We start from the raw sequence: 16,424 nt of genomic DNA, 5'->3' as shown, positions 1-16,424 counted from the left end.
TGACTCTCTGTTGTACCGGCTGTCCATTCGGTACAGCCAATTTGTATCGGAGCATGAGCCATGAATCGTATCCTCGCCACCGCAATTGTCGGCCTGCTGGCTGTTCCCGCGTATGCAGAAGGCGACGCGGAAGCCGGTAAAAAAGCTTTCAACAAGTGTAAATCCTGCCACCAGATCGCAGACGCGTCCGGTGAGGCAATCGTAAAGGGCGGCAAGACAGGCCCGAATCTGTACGCCATTTCAGGTCGTACCGCCGGCACGGTCGACGGGTTCAAATACGGTGACAGCCTCGTTGCCGCGGGCGAGAAAGGCTTGGTCTGGGATGAGACCACCTTTGTGGAATATGTCGAAGACCCCAAGGCGTTCCTGAAATCCTATTTGGATGAAACCTCGGCCAAGTCCAAAATGACCTTCCGTTTGAAATCGGGTGGCGAGGATATTTACGCCTTTATCGCCAGCGTTTCGGGCGAATAAAGCCTCTAACTTAACAGTTCGAATAAATTTGAAAGGCCGCAGCCCCCTGCGGCCTTTCGTGCGATTGATAACGGCCGGGAACAGCGCCACCTTGAAGGCTCAGAATGCCGTGAGTCCGTGCCCAACCGGCGGACCGGCAGCAGGAGACGACAAATGGGAATCATGATCCCGGCCTGGGTCGATGGTGAGTTGACCCCCGTGGACAAGCTTGAAGCGCATGAAAAGGGGCTGCGGCACAAGGCCGTGTCCGTCTTTGTCGTGCGTGGAACCGAGATTTTGCTGCAGCGCCGGGCTATGGGCAAATACCACACGCCGGGGCTTTGGGCGAATACGTGCTGCACGCACCCCGATTGGGGTGAGACACCGTCGGCATGCGCTGTTCGCCGTTTGCGGGAAGAACTGGGCATTACTGGTCTCTTCCCAGAATACCGTCACCGGTTGGAATATCATGCAGATGTTGGCAACAACATGATCGAGCATGAAGTGGTCGATATCTTCTTGGCCCACGTGCGCAGCCCCTTGAAAATCGAGCCTAACCCGGACGAAGTCATGGATATCCGCTGGATTGACTATCATGATTTGCTGGCCGAAGTGCAGCGTCATCCGACGCGTTTCACCCCTTGGTTGAAAATCTACCTGCACAGCTATGCGGATACAATTTTCGGCCCTGATCTGATTATCTCGGCCACCAGCTGACCGCTTCGGCTTGCAAGGGCGGTCCAAGCCGCCTAAATCAACGCGTCATGGCCAAGCAAAAGCAGAACACGGATCCGAACTACAAAGTCATCGCCGAAAACCGGCGTGCCCGCTTCGATTATGCGATCGAAGAGGATATCGAGTGCGGCATCGTGCTGGAAGGGTCCGAGGTCAAATCCCTGCGCGCGGGTGGGTCAAACATCGCCGAAAGCTATGCTTCGGTTGACGATGGTGAGCTGTGGCTAATCAACAGCTACATCGCCCCTTATGAGCAGGCCAAGGTGTTCAAACACGAAGAACGCCGCCGCCGGAAACTGTTGGTTTCCCGCAAAGAGCTGTCGAACCTGTGGAACGCGACCCAGCGCAAGGGTATGACGCTGGTACCGCTAGTGCTGTATTTCAACCACAAAGGTCGGGCCAAGCTTAAGATTGGCATCGCCAAGGGTAAAAAGCTGCATGACAAGCGCGAAACCCAGGCCAAGCGTGATTGGTCACGTCAGAAACAGCGTCTGATGAAAGATCACAGCTGAGTTTCGCTTTTTTTTGCCTTGAAGGGGCGACCAGGCCCTAGAACGCCATGGTCGCCTGAACGGCCCGTTGCCAACGTGCGTAGGCTGCGTTCCTGTCTTCCTCAGCCATCGCGGGTTCGAACCGGCGATCCAGATCCCAGGTGTCGGCAAAACCAGCTTGATCCGGATAAACACCGGCCTTCATTCCCGCCAGCCATGCGGCCCCAAGCGCCGTGGTTTCCTGCATAACAGGGCGGTCTACCGGTGCGCCAAGGATGTTGGACAGGCCCTGCATCGTCCAATCAGATGCGCTCATCCCGCCATCGACACGCAGTATGACGTCTGCCTCGGCCCCCCAGTCACCCTGCATCGCCTGCCACAGGTCACGCGTCTGAAACGCGATGCTTTCCAGCGTGGCGCGTGCGATCTCGGCCCGGCCAGAGTTTCGCGTCAGGCCAAACATGGCCCCACGGCATTCGGGCTTCCAGTAGGGCGCGCCGAGACCGGTGAACGCGGGCACAAGCACCACGTTCTGCGTTAAGTCCGCCTCAGCGGCAAGATCGCCGCTTTGCGGTGCGGCGTCGATTATTTTCAACGCATCGCGCAACCATTGCACGGCGGCACCCGCAATAAAGATCGACCCTTCCAGCGCATAGGTCTTTTGACCGTTCAGCTGATAGGCAATTGTGGTCAGCAGACGGTTCTTGGACATGACCGGCTGTGTCCCGGTGTTCAACAAAGCAAAACAGCCGGTTCCATAGGTGGATTTCATCATGCCAGGTTGGAAGCAAGCCTGCCCGATCGTGGCCGCCTGCTGATCACCAGCCACACCCAGAATCGCGATATTTCCCCCAAATAGGGTCGTTTCTCCAAATTCTGAGGCACAATCCTGGACACTGGGCAGCATGGACTGGGGCACATCCAACAGATCACATATTTCGGCGCTCCATTCCCCTTTGTGGATGTCGAACAGCAGGGTCCGGGCGGCGTTGGTGGCGTCTGTGACGTGGTTGCGGCCCTCAGTGAGGCGCCAGATCAAAAAGCTATCGATTGTGCCGAACATCAACTCACCGGCCTCTGCTTTGTCTCGCGCGCCCGGAACGGTATCCAGCAACCATTTGACTTTGGTTCCCGAGAAATAAGGATCCAGCAGCAGCCCGGTCTGAGCGGTCACATCATCCTCGCACCCCGCCTGTTTGTAACGGGCGCAAATCTCGGCCGTGCGTCGGTCTTGCCAGACAATTGCATTGTGGATCGGCTTACCCGTTGCGCGGTCCCATACAACGGTGGTTTCGCGCTGGTTGGTGATGCCTATGCCCGCGATCTGATCAGGTGCAACGCCGTTCGTTTCCATGACTTCACGGCAAACGCGCAAAACACTGTCCCAGATTTCCTCGGCATCATGTTCAACCCAGCCTTCCTGCGGAAAGTGCTGGGTAAACTCATGCTGGGCGGTTCCAGCACGTTGCATATCCGCGTCGAACAAAATGGCCCGTGACGATGTGGTACCCTGATCAATAGCGAGAATATAGGTCATTCCCCGCGCCCCTCCCGTTTCGTTTTGCGGGACTTTAGCGCAAACACACGCGCGGGTGCCAGAGTGTTCAGACAGGAATGTTGTCGATCAGACGCACCCCATCCGCCCAAGCGGCGGCGAACAACCTTGCGGGACGGTCTGCGTGTGTAATTGGGTCCAACGTTTCGGCGCAGCGCAGGTGGATATATTCGACCTGCGCGAAACCAGCAGCCAGAAGTGCGGCTTCAGCCTGCGCGGCTAGGGCGTCAAAAGCCGTACCGTCCTTTAAAGCAGCGGCCAATTCTTTCATGATCCGGTGCTTATGGGCCGCAACCTCAAGCCCCTCGGGCGACAGGCGCAGATTGCGCGATGACATTGCCAACCCCGAGGGTTCGCGCACCGTAGGGCAGCCGATCACCTCAATCGGAATATCCAGATCACGCGCCATGCGGCGCACGACCATCAGTTGTTGATAGTCTTTTTCCCCGAAATAGGCTCGATCCGCCTGTGTTTGCAGGAACAGCTTGGCCACCACTGTCGCGACACCGTCAAAGTGACCCGGGCGAAATTCACCTTCCATCACGTCCGTCAACCCTGTGACCGAGACGGTTGTGGCAAATCCTGTTGGATAGATTTCGTCGGGGTCGGGAACGTAAATCGCGTCAACGCCGAATGGGGCCAGTTTGTCGGCGTCTTCATGTTCGGTACGCGGGTAGTTGGCCAGATCTTCGGGATTGTTGAATTGTTTTGGGTTCACAAAGATCGTTACGATCACCCGGTCGGTGCCTGCCTTTGCGGCTTCGACCAGGGACAGATGCCCCTTGTGCAACGCGCCCATGGTGGGAACGACGCCGATCACCTCACCTTCGCGATGCCATTGGGTGGTCAATGCGCGCAAATCGGCCAGGCGGCGCAGGATAGGCGCGGTCATTGGCCGGATCCCGGTGCAGGGGCCTGATCGGAAAACACATGTTCGTCGGCTGGAAAAGCACGCGATCGAACTTCGGTTGCGTATTCAGCTATGGCGGCCTCAGCAAGCGGGCCAAGCTCAGCGTAGCGTTTGACAAATTTCGGTTTGAAGGCGGTGAAAAAGCCTACCATGTCGTCCACCACCAATATCTGCCCGTCACAACCAGCCGACGCGCCAATCCCAATCGTCGGGATCATGACTTCGTCTGTGATCCGGTTCGCCAAACCTTGCGGAACTTTCTCTAACACGATCGAAAATGCACCGGCCTCCGCCACGGCGTGTGCATCGGCCAGTACCGCCGCAGCCTGTTCATCGCGACCTTGCACCTTATAGCCACCCAAGGTGTTGATCGACTGGGGGGTCAGGCCGATATGGGCCATCACAGGGATACCGCGCTTGACGAGAAAGCGGATGGTTTCAGCCATTTCGACGCCGCCTTCCAGTTTGACGGCACCCGCGCCTGTTTCTGCCATAATGCGCGCCGCATTGTGAAAAGCCTGCATCGGGCTTTCCTCATAACTGCCGAACGGCATGTCGATGACCATCATGGCCTGCTGCAGACCGCGCCCTACGGCTTGGCCGTGCATGATCATCATCTCCATCGTCACGCCAAGAGTGGATTCCAGCCCGTGCAACACCATACCCACGCTGTCACCGACCAGAACGAAATCACAATGAGCATCCATCAACCGGGCCATCGGCGTCGTATAGGCGGTCAGACTGACCAGAGGCGTGCCACCTTTGCGGGCGCGGATATCCTCGGCGTTCGGGGCTTTTTTTCGGGCAGTGGCGCTCATTTCGGCTCCTGCTGTGTGGATATTTCGGTGCGGCATAGCAGATGGACCGGGGCCATATAAACCCCGGTTGCGCGAACATTTCCTTGATTGCCCCTAGGTTTATGGGGACATTGGCTCAAGAATGGCCCGAATAGATACGGGGCCCAGCAAACTCAGTGGGGAGTGATTTATATGACAAAGCAGTCGTTTCGAACTTTTGTCTCGGCTTTGGCGGTTGGTGCCAGCCTGTTTGCAGGGCAGGCGTTGGCCAAGTCGGATATCACCATCGCGATGCAGCTTGAACCTCCGCATCTGGATCCAACCAGCGCAGCTGCGCAAGCCATTGATTCGGTTGTCTACACCAATATCTTCGAAGGGCTGACGCGCTTTATGGGCGACGGATCAGTGGTGCCCGGCCTTGCCGAAAGCTGGGAGATTTCTGACGATGGGACGGTTTACACCTTCAAGCTACGCGAAGGCGTGTCATTCCACGATGGCACGTCCATGGATGCCGAGGACGTGAAGTTCAGCCTGGATCGCGCGCGGGCCGAAGACAGCGCCAATGCGCAAAAGGCGCTGTTCGCCGGGATCGACAGCGTTGATGTTCTGGATCCTCAAACAGTTCAGGTCACGCTGTCCGGGCCAAACGGCAATTTTCTGTTCAACCTCGCTTGGGGTGACGCGGTGATTGTAGCCCCCGAAAGTATCGAGGATATCAAAACCAACCCCGTCGGGACCGGCGCTTTCACTTTTGGCGACTGGGTTCAGGGCGACAGCATCACGTTGAACCGCAACCCGAACTATTGGGGCGATCAGCCCGCGCTTGAGACCGCGACCTTCAAGTTCATCTCGGACCCGACCGCAGCGTTTGCGGCCATGATGGCCGAGGATGTCGATGTGTTCGACAATTTCCCGGCCCCCGAAAACCTGCCACAGTTCGAAGCTGATCCGCGTTTTCAGGTTCTTGTGGGCTCGACCGAGGGTGAAACGATCCTGTCGACCAACAACAAACAGGCACCCTTTGACGATATTCGCGTTCGGCAGGCGTTGGCCCACGCAATTGACCGTCAGGCGATTATTGACGGGGCAATGTTTGGCTATGGCACGCCAATCGGAACGCATTTCGCGCCGCACAACCCGGCCTATGTCGATCTGACTGGAAAATCGGCTTATGACCCAAAAGAGGCCGCCAGACTGTTGGCCGATGCGGGGTATGCGGATGGGTTCGAAACCACGCTCCACCTGCCGCCACCGTCATATGCGCGCCGCGGGGGCGAGATCATTGCTGCTCAGCTGGCCGAGGTCGGCATCAAGGCCGAGATTATCAATGTCGAATGGGCGCAATGGCTGGAGTCGGTCTTTAAAGGCAAAGACTTTGGTTTGACCATCGTCAGCCATACCGAGCCGATGGATATCGGAATCTATGCGCGGCCTGACTACTACTTTCAATACGACAGCAGTGATTTTCAGGCGTTGATGGACCTTTTGAACACAACGACCGACCCGGATGAGCGTAAAAAGCTTATGGGTGAGGCGCAGCGTCTTATCTCGACAGATTATGTCAACGGCTACCTGTTCCAGCTCGCCAAGCTGGGTGTGGCCAAGGCAGGCGTACAAGGGCTTTGGGAAAATGCGCCAACGGCCGCAATAGACCTGACCCAGATCAGCTGGTCTGAGTAAAACTGCACGGGGCCAGCTATTCTGGCCCTGCCCGGCCGTTGGTTGCTGCGCATCCGCGCGCCACATAGCGCTATCGCGGCGGTCGCAGGCCATGTATTCATTCGGTCCCTTAGATGCTGGACCCCGGCTAGATGTGGCCCTAACGTCCTCAATATGCTGCGCTATGCTTTGAAACGCCTGATCTCGTTGATGATCAGCCTGGCTGTTGCCTCGGTGGTCATCTTTGCGGTGATTGAGGTGGCACCGGGTGATCCGGCGTCCTTCATGCTGGGTGTAAATGCGCAAGAGGATACGCTGGCTGCCCTCAGGGCCGAGCTGGGGTTGGATGTCTCAAAAACCGAACGGTACTTCAATTGGGTCGGCGGCATGCTGGTAGGTGATTTCGGCACGTCCTACACTTATCGCACGCCGGTGTCGCAGATGATCGCAGATCGGCTTTGGGTCTCACTGCCGCTGGCGCTTTATGCGTTGACGCTGTCCACGCTGATTGCGTTTCCCGCCGGTATCTACGCAGCGGCGCGGCGCGGTAAACCTGGTGACCTGACCGTTATGGGCGCAACGCAGTTGGGGATCGCCGTACCAAATTTCTGGTTTGCGATGATGCTGGTGCTGATTTTTGCGATCAACCTGCGCTGGTTCAATGCCGGAGGTTTCGCAGGTTGGGACAACGGCCTGTGGGTCGGGCTTCATTCGTTGACGTTGCCTGCCGTGGCCTTGGCGCTGCCGCAGGCGGCCATTCTGGCACGAGTCATGCGATCGGCGCTGTTGGATATCCTCGGTGAAGATTTTATGCGCACCGCGCGCGCCAAAGGGTTGTCGCGCCGTCAGGCACTATGGCGGCATGGGGTGCGAAACGCGCTAATCCCTGTACTGACCATCATAGGGCTGCAGTTTTCGTTCCTGCTGGCTGGGTCCATCATCATTGAGCAGGTCTTTTACCTGCCTGGTCTTGGCCGGTTGGTCTTTCAGGCCATTTCAGCCCGCGACCTGATCGTTGTGGAATCTGTGGTTATGTTGCTGGTCTTTGCAGTAATCACCGTGAATTTTCTGGTCGATCTGGCGTATGCCGCCGTCGATCCACGGTTGCGGAGCCGGACATGAACCGCAATCTGGTCCTTGGTGCAGGTTTGTCATCGCTGGTTTTGCTGGCGGCTTTGATCTCGTTCGTCTGGACGCCCTATGATCATGCTGCGCTGAATATTCCCGAAAAGTTACAAACACCCAATGCGCAGCATTGGTTTGGCACCGATCATTTTGGGCGGGACATGTTCTCGATGATCATGGTCGGGGCCCGTACGTCAATCGCAGTGGCGCTGGTGGCCGTGGGTATTGGCATGGCGCTGGGCGTGCCGCTTGGCCTGACGGCGGCCGCGCGAAAGGGGTCTTGGCTGGATGAGGTGATCATGCGCGGGAATGATCTTGTGTTTGCCTTCCCCTCGTTGGTCATCGCCATTCTGATCACCGCTGTATTCGGAGCCGGAGCGATCAACGCGATTATCGCCATTGGCATCTTTAACATCCCTGTCTTTGCCCGCATCACGCGTGGTGCAGCGCTGTCGCTCTGGGAACGAGAGTTCATCCTTGCCGCGCGCGTCTCGGGAAAAGGGGCCGCACGGATCTCGGCTGAGCATATTCTGCCGAACGTTGCGAACCTGCTGATTGTTCAGGGCACCATCCAGTTCAGTCTTGGTATTCTGGCCGAAGCCGGGCTTTCTTACGTTGGTCTGGGTGCTCAGCCGCCCACGCCAAGTTGGGGAAGGATGCTAGCCGATGCGCAGACAATGGTCAGTTTTGCCCCGCATTTGGCTCTGATACCGGGTCTGGCGATTATCGTCACGGTGCTTGGGTTGAACCTTTTGGGCGACGGTTTGCGCGACTGGCTTGATCCGCGGATCAGGGTGGCGCGCGCATGAGTTTGCTGCAGATTGAAAACCTTTCACTGTCGATCCACGGTGTCCAGGTTCTGAAACGGGTCAACCTGTCCATCGACCCCGGTCAAATCGTTGCGGTCACAGGTGAAAGTGGGTCCGGTAAGTCCATGACTGCGCTGGCTGTGATGCAATTGCTGCCGAACGGTTCCAAAGCCAGCGGTGCAATCCTGCTGGACGGCGCTGACGTTCTAGCCCAGTCCGAGGTCCAGATGTGTGCCTTGCGCGGGGCCGCAATCGGTATGGTGTTTCAAGAGCCTATGACGGCGCTCAATCCGGTGAAGACTATTGGCGATCAGGTGATGGAGACGATCCTGATCCACAAGGCCATGCCGCAGGATCAGGCGCTTGACCGTGCCCGCGACGTGCTGACCCGTGTGGGACTGCCGCCGGAACGTTTCCCGTTATCTCGGTACCCGCACGAATTGTCCGGTGGCCAACGTCAACGTGTCGTAATCGCGATGGCGATCGCCCTCCGGCCCAAACTGTTGATTGCTGATGAACCCACGACGGCATTGGACGTGACGACACAGGCGCAGATTCTGGATCTGCTCAAAGGGTTGGTGCGGGAATACGATATGGGTCTTCTGATGATCACACATGATCTGGCGGTGGTTTCGGATATGGCCGACCAGATCACAGTCATGCGCCACGGCGAAGTGGTCGAAAGCGGCGCTACGCAACACCTGCTGCACCATATGCAGCATCCCTACACTCGGATGTTGTTCGAAGCGTCAGACCATCAGGTGGTTCTGCCCGAACCGGGTGAACCGCGACCGTTGTTGGAGGTTTCGCAGGTCGTGCGCGACTACCGGTTGCCGAAACAGGGATTGCTGGATGCTCCACGCCATCACCGCGCCGTCGATAAGGTCAGCTTTACCTTGCACAAGGGGGAACGCTTGGGTCTTGTGGGTGAGTCTGGGTGCGGAAAATCGACTCTAACTCGGGCGATTTTGGGCCTTGAAGAGGTTCAAGCGGGGCACATCCGGCTGGATGGTCAACCAGTGTGCAGCGGGCACAAACCCAATCTTTCCGTGCGTCGCAAGATGCAGGTGGTGTTTCAGGATCCATATGGCAGCTTCAACCCCCGACATCGAGTGGCGCGGTTGATCACCGAACCGTTTCACCTGCTTGACGCGCAACCGACCGGATCTGAACGCCAAGATCGGATTTCCGAGATGTTAACGGCCGTTGGCCTGAGCCCGGACGATGCGGGAAAGTATATCCACGAGTTTTCAGGTGGGCAGCGGCAAAGGATCGCCATCGCACGTGCTCTGATCATCCGACCTGAATTGATTTTGTTTGATGAAGCCGTTTCAGCGTTGGACGTCTCGGTCCGTGCGCAAATACTGGATTTGCTGGCAGAGCTTTGCGAGGCATACGGTCTGACCTATCTGTTCATCAGTCACGACCTGAGCGTTGTGCGGACCATTACGGATCGGGTTTTGGTTATGCAGGCAGGTAAAATCGTTGAACAAGGCGATACGCAACAAGTCTTTTCTGACCCGCAGCATTCGTACACCCAAACACTGATCCAGGCGGCACCCAGTTTGCCGGAAATCAGTGTCGATCTGGCAAATATAACTTAATTAGAGCCGAAACGGAGGCTGAACATGTCCAATCCCATATGGTTCAACCCCACCCGCTGTCTGATTGGCGGCGCATGGGTCGAAACGTCGGCTCAGATGGATTTGCCGCTGATTAACCCGTCGGACGGGACCGAGATTTGCAGGATCGCGCGGGGCAACGCCGCCGATATCGACGCAGCCGTTCAGGCGGCCCATTCCGCGCTGGCAGGGGATTGGGGACGCAAAACAGCGGTCGAGCGTGGGCGCGTTCTGACGCGGCTGGGTCAATTGGTTCTGGAGCGCGTTGATGATCTTGCCGCGCTCGAGGCGATTGATGTGGGCAAGCCGCTCACACAGGCGCGCGCAGATGCGGTGGCGCTGGCGCGCTATTGCGAGTTCTATGGTGGTGCAGCGGATAAGATCATGGGCGAAACCATACCTTATCTGGACGGTTACACTGTTTACACCTTGCGCGAACCACATGGTGTCACGGGGCATATTGTACCGTGGAATTATCCGATGCAGATCATTGGCCGTTCGGTTGGTGCAGCGCTTGCGATGGGCAATGCTTGTGTCCTTAAGCCCGCGGAAGAGGCATGTCTGACCGCGCTCGCCTTTGCCCATCTGGCACAAGAGGCCGGGCTGCCGGCCGGCGCGCTGAACGTTGTCCCCGGCCTGGGGTCTGAGGCAGGCGCGGCGTTGTCGGGACATCCAGGCGTCAACCACATCTCATTCACAGGCTCCGTTGCAACGGGTGCGCTGGTGCAGCAGGCCGCGGGGAAAAACGTTGTGCCTGTGACTTTGGAGTTGGGTGGAAAATCACCGCAACTGGTATTTGATGACGCCGATCTGGACGCAGCCCTGCCGTTTCTGGTGAATGCAGGGATTCAGAACGCCGGACAAACCTGCTCAGCGTCTTCCCGCATATTGGTGCAGCGTGGGGTTTATGAAGAGGTCAAATCCCGAATGTCAGCGGCTTATGAGGACCTTACCGTAGGTCCCGCGCCCGAGGATTTGCGTGTTGGCCCTCTGATCTCGGATCGACAAAAGAGGATCGTTGAGGGTTTTTTGGATCAAGGCACCGACCTGACCGTCGCTGCGCGAGGGCAGATCGTTCCTCACGCGCCGTCGAGTGGTGCGTATGTGCGCCCAACCTTGTTTGCAGATGTAGCGCCCGATCACGTACTGGCCCAGGATGAGGTATTCGGGCCAGTGCAGGTTCTGATCCCCTTCGACACCGAAGAGGAAGCCGTTCGGATTGCCAATGGCACCGACTATGGGTTGGTGGCCAGCATCTGGACACGGGACGGCGGGCGGCAGATGCGACTGGCCAAAAAACTGCGTTCGGGTCAGGTGTTCGTCAACAATTATGGCGCCGGAGGCGGCGTCGAACTTCCCTTTGGCGGGGTCGGGAAATCGGGTCATGGCCGCGAAAAGGGATTCGAGGCGCTCTATGGCTTCTCGCAATTAAAAACCGTCGCGAATTACCATGGATAGGGTCTAAACAACGACTTCGATTGCCTCTTGAGCACCCACGCCGAACACACGCTTATAGCGTTCGATTTCCTGCGCAGGTCCCATTGCCTTTTCCGGATTGTCGGACAGTTTCACAGTCGGACGACCGTTGGCGGAGACGGCTTTGCAGACCAGCGAAAACGGCGCAAGCGCGTTGTCGGGGACCAATCCGCGAAAATCATTGGTCAGCAACGTACCCCAACCAAAGGACACTTTGGTCCGTCCAGCGAATTGGGCGTGCAATTCCCGAATTTTGTCCACGTCCAGCCCATCCGAGAAGATGATCCGCTTTTCGCGCGGGTCTTCTCCACGCGATTTCCACCAATTTATGGCCGTTTCCGCCCCTGTTGCCGGATCACCGCTGTCGACGCGGATGCCGGTCCAGCCCGCAAGCCAGTCGGGCGCGTTGTCCAGAAACCCTTTGGTTCCATAGGTGTCTGGCAAAATGATGCGCAAATTGCCGTCATGTTCGTCATGCCAATCGCTGAGAACGTCATACGGGGCTTGCGCAAGCTCGGCATCTGTCTCGGCAAGCGCTGAATAGACCATGGGCAGTTCGTGGGCATTGGTTCCGATCGCCTCGACCTCGCGGCGCATGGCGATCAGGCAATTCGACGTGCCGGAAAACGCAGGCCCCAGCCCCTCGATCATCGCCTGCACGCACCAGTCCTGCCATAGAAAGGAATGCCGCCGCCTTGTCCCGAAATCAGCGATCCCCAACCCGTCAATATCCCTGAGTTGTTCGATTTTTTCCCAAACGCGCGTCATTGCCCGCGCATAAAGCACCTGAAGCTCAAACCGGCGCATTTCGTTCAGAACCGCGCGGGATCGTAGCTCCATCAACACGGCAAGTGCGGGGATTTCCCACAACATGACCTCATGCCACTTACCTTCAAAGGTCAGCTCGTACTGATCGCCTTTTCGCTCTAAATGGTATGGCGGCAGGCGAAGGCTCTCGTACCATTCCATGAAATCGGAACGGAACATCTGCCGTTTGCCGTAAAACATGTTGCCCCGCAGCCATGTGCTTTCGCCCCGACTCAGGCTGAGGGAACGGATATGATCCAGTTGTTCGCGTAGCTCGCCCTCGTCGATCAACTTGGCCAGAGGTATGTGATTCGACCGATTGATCAGCGAAAACACCACATCCGTTTGGGGCTTATTTCGAAACACTGACTGGCACATCAGCAGTTTGTAGAAATCTGTGTCGATCAAAGACCGGATAATTGGGTCAATTTGCCATTTATGATTGTACACCCTTGCCGCAATATCGACCATGAGGAACTCCTGCGATTTCCGTTGTTAGATCAATCGGTGTGTGAAATGGCAAGAGTCGCTGGTTTGGTGACAATGACAATGTACAGTCACAAAGCGAGCATATTGTGTGATCTTTTCACTGGTTAGTGAAAAGAGAGGGTACGGAAGACGAGGTTAAAATAGTGTATGGTTCTCGAGTACGATTTTGACATTGTTGTTGTCGATCCGGGTGAAAGAGACCCAGAGGCCGGCCCGGATGGGTTTTCCAAGAAACCTGTGCTGCGTGCGATGTTTCGCAACGTAAAAACTGCGGACGCCCTGCGTGCCACCTCTCCTAAAATCCGCAAAATCTTTCAGGACGCCGGATTTGGGCTTGATGCAACTGGCAGTGAACTGATGCACGGTCTCTATCGTCCGCGTGACGAAGCCGAACGCGAGCGCATTCTGCGAGCGCTATTCAACAACATCCGGGAAATGGGTGTTCAGGGCGAATATTGCGGTGAGTTTGATTTCCTCAAATTCCTGCGGGACGTCAAAAATGCACGCCCACGGAACGGTCAGCGCCGTAAGGTTGCCGATTGGAGCCCGAACCCCCGGTACAAATCCCCGGCGTCGCCCGAACGGCGCACCCTGCCGGGTCGTATCGGTGTTGCTTTGGGGCTGGCCGTGGTCCTGTTTGTGATCCTCAAGTACCTGGCCGAGAGGGGCGGAACCCCCTAGACCAGTGTAATGCCTGCATTGCGCATGGCCGTTTCAGCGGCGGCCAGTGATCCATCTAGGTCAATGGCCCGACACGCATCCATTCGAACGGTGACATCAAACCCAAGGCGCGCCGCGTCCACAGCTGAGAAATGAACGCAAAAGTCTGTCGCAAGCCCGACAAGTGTCAATTTCTCAATCCCTCTGGTGTTCAGGTACCCCTTCAGTCCGGTCGGCGTCGTCTGATCGTTTTCGAAAAAGGCGGAATAGCTGTCGATAGCGCTCCGAAACCCCTTGCGGATGATCAGGTCGCCGTCGGTATTCAGATCTGGGTGGAACGCTGCGCCCGGCGTACCCTGAACACAGTGATCGGGCCATAACACCTGCGCACCATAGGGCATTTGGGTTACGTCGTAAGGATTGCGACCGGCATGGCTGCTGGCAAAAGAGGAATGTCCTGCAGGGTGCCAATCCTGGGTCAGGATCACGGCGTCAAAATCGCCCATCATGGCGTTGATGGGCGCAATGATGGAATCGCCATCCGGAACGGCCAGCGCACCACCGGGGCAGAAATCGTTCTGGACGTCGATTACGATCAGGGCATGAGTCATTCTGGGCCTCCTAGCGTTGCAATATCGGTAGGCGGCAAGTGCGGGGGCGTCAATCCGGTCACTTGCGACTCTGCGCGTCCGGGTTTAGACCGCGCGCATGTATACGATCGCTGCACTCTATCATTTCACCCGTTTCGCTGATCACGCCGCCCTGCGCGATCCTTTGCTGGATTTGTGCCGCGCGCAGTCGGTCAAAGGAACCCTGTTGCTGGCGCAAGAGGGGATCAACGGCACCATCGCGGGGCCACGCGCCGGAATTGACGCAGTTCTGGCCCATATCCGCGCCTTACCGGGGTGTGCCGATCTGGAGTGGAAAGAGGCAACTGCCGATCATCCGCCTTTCGGCAAGATGAAAGTGCGCCTTAAGAAAGAGATCGTGACAATGGGTCAGCCCGATGTCGATCCGCGCGCCCGCGTCGGCAATTATGTCGAGCCCGAGGAATGGAACGAGCTGATCCGGTCCGACGACGTAGTGGTGATTGATACGCGCAACGATTACGAAGTCGCGATTGGTACGTTTGAAGGTGCAATAGACCCTGAAACAGCCAGTTTTCGTGAATTCCCCGCATGGTGGGACGCCAACAAAGAGCGTTTTCACAACAAGCGGGTCGCCATGTTCTGCACGGGTGGTATCCGGTGCGAGAAATCCACCAACTTCTTGCTGGGGCAGGGCGTTGAGGATGTGTACCACCTGAAGGGTGGTATCCTGCGTTATCTTGAAGAAATGCCAGCCGATGACAGCACATGGCAGGGCGAGTGTTTTGTTTTCGACAACCGTGTGTCGGTGGGCCATGGATTGGTCGAAGGACCACACAAGCTGTGCCACGGGTGCCGTCGGCCGATTTTACCCGAGGATATGAAACGCCCGGAATACGAGCATGGTGTTGCTTGCCATCGGTGCGTTAACGAAACCTCCGAAGCGGACAAGAAACGTTTTCGCGAACGGCAAAAACAAATTGGTTTGGCGCGCCAACGCGGACAGGAACATCTGGGCGCAGATTAAATCGCCGCTTTTCGCGGTTGCGCGCATGAGCCAAAACCCGGATCATCGCACCCGCATAATACGGAGGCGACATGCACCGCGAACCAAATACGTTGGAAGAGTGGAAATCGACCCTGTTTGCAGCAGTTGGGCTCGTATTCGTCAGCTTTCTCGCGTGGTTCGGGCTATCCCGTCTGAGCGAGGCGACAGCTGGCGACACGATCGGCACAGTTGCAACCGTGTTTCTGGCTGTGTGGATGGTCTCGCAGATCTGGTACTATGCCACGCAAATCCGATCGCCCCGGCGACAGCTGTTGTTGATGGGGATTTCCTTTATTCAGGTGGTCCCATTCCTGTTCGCCGCTGTTTACGGCGCGTTTGGCTATCGTGATCTTTGCGTCGTCGGGGCCAAAGGTCCGGCGGATGTGCTTTATTTCTCATATGTCACGTTTACGACCGTCGGGTTTGGCGACTTGCGCCCCGCAGGATTGTGCCGCGGTCTGGCGGTCGCCGAGGCGATCACTGGCTACGTCTTGCTGGGCCTTTTCGTGGCCGCCGCCGTGGGTATTTACGCGCGCAGCCACAACAAAGCGTAACGCCTTATTTGTTGTGGTCGATCCACAATGACATGGCATGTTTGTCGCGAAAGCATTCCTGCGGGATTTGCCGACGCTTGATGCGCGCGATCCGTTCCGCATAGGCCACTTGTTTTCCCGTCGGATAGTTCGCGAATGGCGAAGGGTCACTTACCTTATGGGCGGAAATCCAGTCCGACATTGATTTTCGATCGCGCTGGGCCTCGACCGGAATCTCCAGTGCTGATTGCTGGGCAATCGCACGCGCGTATCGCATCTGCCGGTCTGTCACGGGCAACATATGATAGTCGTTGCTGGGTGCGTCATACCAGCTTTGACGGGCAGCGTTGGTCATAGCTCGAATACCTCCGTTCCGTCTCAGAAAATCTGATGGAACAAATATAGAACATTTTAGGAACTTTTTCAAGATTTCCACCGGTTCGCGCGGCCCCCGCCACGTATTCAACCAGTCTGTCCCGTCGTTTTTCGACCAAATCGGCACGTTTTTTCGTGCTTCATAAAAGAATCAAAGAATCGGCGTGCGTCGTTTCAATACACAGATGCTCACGAGATCGCGCGCGAGTCTTACAATGGCAATGATCCGCCGAAGCCGGGCCTATTTCCGGCGCTTTGGGTGATTTTTGCGACATTTCGCGTCGGGAACAGAT

The 16,424-nt window shown here is 57.0% G+C and carries 17 protein-coding genes; 11 read left to right on the top strand and 6 right to left on the bottom strand.

Features of this window, described 5'->3' with window-relative positions; genetic code table 11:
- Nucleotides 1-60: 60 nt before the first annotated feature.
- The 3 genes from ACR0DG_RS07155 (at nucleotide 61) to smpB (ending at nucleotide 1,700) form a co-directional block, all read left to right on the top strand.
- Nucleotides 61-474 (top strand): c-type cytochrome, encoded by a 414-nt coding sequence (locus ACR0DG_RS07155; RefSeq protein WP_480695723.1) that lies wholly within the window; start codon nucleotides 61-63, stop codon nucleotides 472-474.
- A gap of 153 nt (nucleotides 475-627) precedes the next feature.
- The gene (gene idi / locus ACR0DG_RS07150) at nucleotides 628-1,170 is read left to right on the top strand and encodes an isopentenyl-diphosphate Delta-isomerase (RefSeq protein ID WP_480695721.1); all 543 of its coding nucleotides are present in this window, start codon (nucleotides 628-630) and stop codon (nucleotides 1,168-1,170) included.
- 47 nt (nucleotides 1,171-1,217) lie between these two features.
- A complete protein-coding gene (gene smpB / locus ACR0DG_RS07145; protein ID WP_480695719.1) occupies nucleotides 1,218-1,700 on the top strand; it encodes an SsrA-binding protein SmpB in 483 nt (160 codons plus the stop codon).
- Between the two features lie 37 nt (nucleotides 1,701-1,737).
- On the opposite strand, the gene glpK is transcribed toward smpB, so the two are convergent.
- The 3 genes from glpK to panB all read right to left on the bottom strand — a co-directional run bounded on the left by glpK (nucleotide 1,738) and on the right by panB (nucleotide 4,962).
- The gene (glpK, locus tag ACR0DG_RS07140) at nucleotides 1,738-3,216 is read right to left on the bottom strand and encodes a glycerol kinase GlpK (protein WP_480695717.1); all 1,479 of its coding nucleotides are present in this window, start codon (nucleotides 3,214-3,216) and stop codon (nucleotides 1,738-1,740) included.
- A 67-nt stretch (nucleotides 3,217-3,283) separates the two neighbouring features.
- Nucleotides 3,284-4,126 (bottom strand): pantoate--beta-alanine ligase, encoded by an 843-nt coding sequence (panC, locus tag ACR0DG_RS07135; protein WP_480695715.1) that lies wholly within the window; start codon nucleotides 4,124-4,126, stop codon nucleotides 3,284-3,286.
- Complete coding sequence (gene panB, locus ACR0DG_RS07130) at nucleotides 4,123-4,962, bottom strand: 3-methyl-2-oxobutanoate hydroxymethyltransferase (protein ID WP_480695713.1); 840 nt, start codon at nucleotides 4,960-4,962, stop codon at nucleotides 4,123-4,125. The genes panC and panB overlap by 4 nt, the downstream gene beginning before the upstream one ends.
- Nucleotides 4,963-5,133: 171 nt before the next feature.
- On the opposite strand from panB, the gene ACR0DG_RS07125 reads away from it, so the two are divergent.
- From ACR0DG_RS07125 to ACR0DG_RS07105, 5 genes are all read left to right on the top strand, one after another.
- Nucleotides 5,134-6,621, top strand: a complete 1,488-nt coding sequence (locus ACR0DG_RS07125; protein WP_480695711.1) for an ABC transporter substrate-binding protein — start codon at nucleotides 5,134-5,136, stop codon at nucleotides 6,619-6,621.
- Nucleotides 6,622-6,774: 153 nt separating this feature from the next.
- Nucleotides 6,775-7,722, top strand: a complete 948-nt coding sequence (locus ACR0DG_RS07120) for an ABC transporter permease (protein WP_480695709.1) — start codon at nucleotides 6,775-6,777, stop codon at nucleotides 7,720-7,722.
- Complete coding sequence (locus ACR0DG_RS07115; RefSeq protein ID WP_480695707.1) at nucleotides 7,719-8,534, top strand: ABC transporter permease; 816 nt, start codon at nucleotides 7,719-7,721, stop codon at nucleotides 8,532-8,534. Before ACR0DG_RS07120 ends, ACR0DG_RS07115 begins: the two co-directional genes overlap by 4 nt.
- A complete protein-coding gene (locus ACR0DG_RS07110) occupies nucleotides 8,531-10,138 on the top strand; it encodes an ABC transporter ATP-binding protein (RefSeq protein ID WP_480695705.1) in 1,608 nt (535 codons plus the stop codon). Before ACR0DG_RS07115 ends, ACR0DG_RS07110 begins: the two co-directional genes overlap by 4 nt.
- A 24-nt stretch (nucleotides 10,139-10,162) precedes the next feature.
- A complete protein-coding gene (locus ACR0DG_RS07105) occupies nucleotides 10,163-11,614 on the top strand; it encodes an aldehyde dehydrogenase family protein (protein ID WP_480695703.1) in 1,452 nt (483 codons plus the stop codon).
- A gap of 3 nt (nucleotides 11,615-11,617) precedes the next feature.
- On the opposite strand, the gene pncB is transcribed toward ACR0DG_RS07105, so the two are convergent.
- Nucleotides 11,618-12,910 carry a nicotinate phosphoribosyltransferase gene (pncB, locus tag ACR0DG_RS07100; protein ID WP_480695701.1) on the bottom strand — a complete coding sequence of 431 codons (1,293 nt, stop codon included), beginning with the start codon at nucleotides 12,908-12,910 and terminating at the stop codon, nucleotides 11,618-11,620.
- Between the two features lie 165 nt (nucleotides 12,911-13,075).
- Between pncB and ACR0DG_RS07095 the strand changes: the two genes are divergently transcribed.
- On the top strand, nucleotides 13,076-13,609 hold the full coding sequence (locus ACR0DG_RS07095) for a hypothetical protein (RefSeq protein ID WP_480695699.1): 534 nt from the start codon (nucleotides 13,076-13,078) through the stop codon (nucleotides 13,607-13,609).
- Here the strand turns inward: ACR0DG_RS07095 and pncA are convergent.
- Nucleotides 13,606-14,199, bottom strand: a complete 594-nt coding sequence (pncA, locus tag ACR0DG_RS07090; protein ID WP_480695697.1) for a bifunctional nicotinamidase/pyrazinamidase — start codon at nucleotides 14,197-14,199, stop codon at nucleotides 13,606-13,608. The genes ACR0DG_RS07095 and pncA overlap by 4 nt on opposite strands.
- A 97-nt stretch (nucleotides 14,200-14,296) precedes the next feature.
- Between pncA and trhO the strand changes: the two genes are divergently transcribed.
- Both trhO and ACR0DG_RS07080 read left to right on the top strand, forming a co-directional pair.
- Nucleotides 14,297-15,202 (top strand): oxygen-dependent tRNA uridine(34) hydroxylase TrhO, encoded by a 906-nt coding sequence (gene trhO, locus ACR0DG_RS07085; RefSeq protein ID WP_480695696.1) that lies wholly within the window; start codon nucleotides 14,297-14,299, stop codon nucleotides 15,200-15,202.
- Nucleotides 15,203-15,273: 71 nt separating this feature from the next.
- Complete coding sequence (locus ACR0DG_RS07080; RefSeq protein WP_480695694.1) at nucleotides 15,274-15,777, top strand: ion channel; 504 nt, start codon at nucleotides 15,274-15,276, stop codon at nucleotides 15,775-15,777.
- A 4-nt stretch (nucleotides 15,778-15,781) separates the two neighbouring features.
- Here the strand turns inward: ACR0DG_RS07080 and ACR0DG_RS07075 are convergent, their stop codons facing one another.
- Nucleotides 15,782-16,111 (bottom strand): hypothetical protein, encoded by a 330-nt coding sequence (locus tag ACR0DG_RS07075; protein WP_480695692.1) that lies wholly within the window; start codon nucleotides 16,109-16,111, stop codon nucleotides 15,782-15,784.
- Nucleotides 16,112-16,424 lie beyond the last annotated feature (313 nt).

This window comes from Ruegeria sp. BG8 (genome assembly GCF_056538325.1).
Note: the sequence above shows the minus strand (reverse complement) of the source record. Positions and strands in the feature narration are given on the sequence as shown.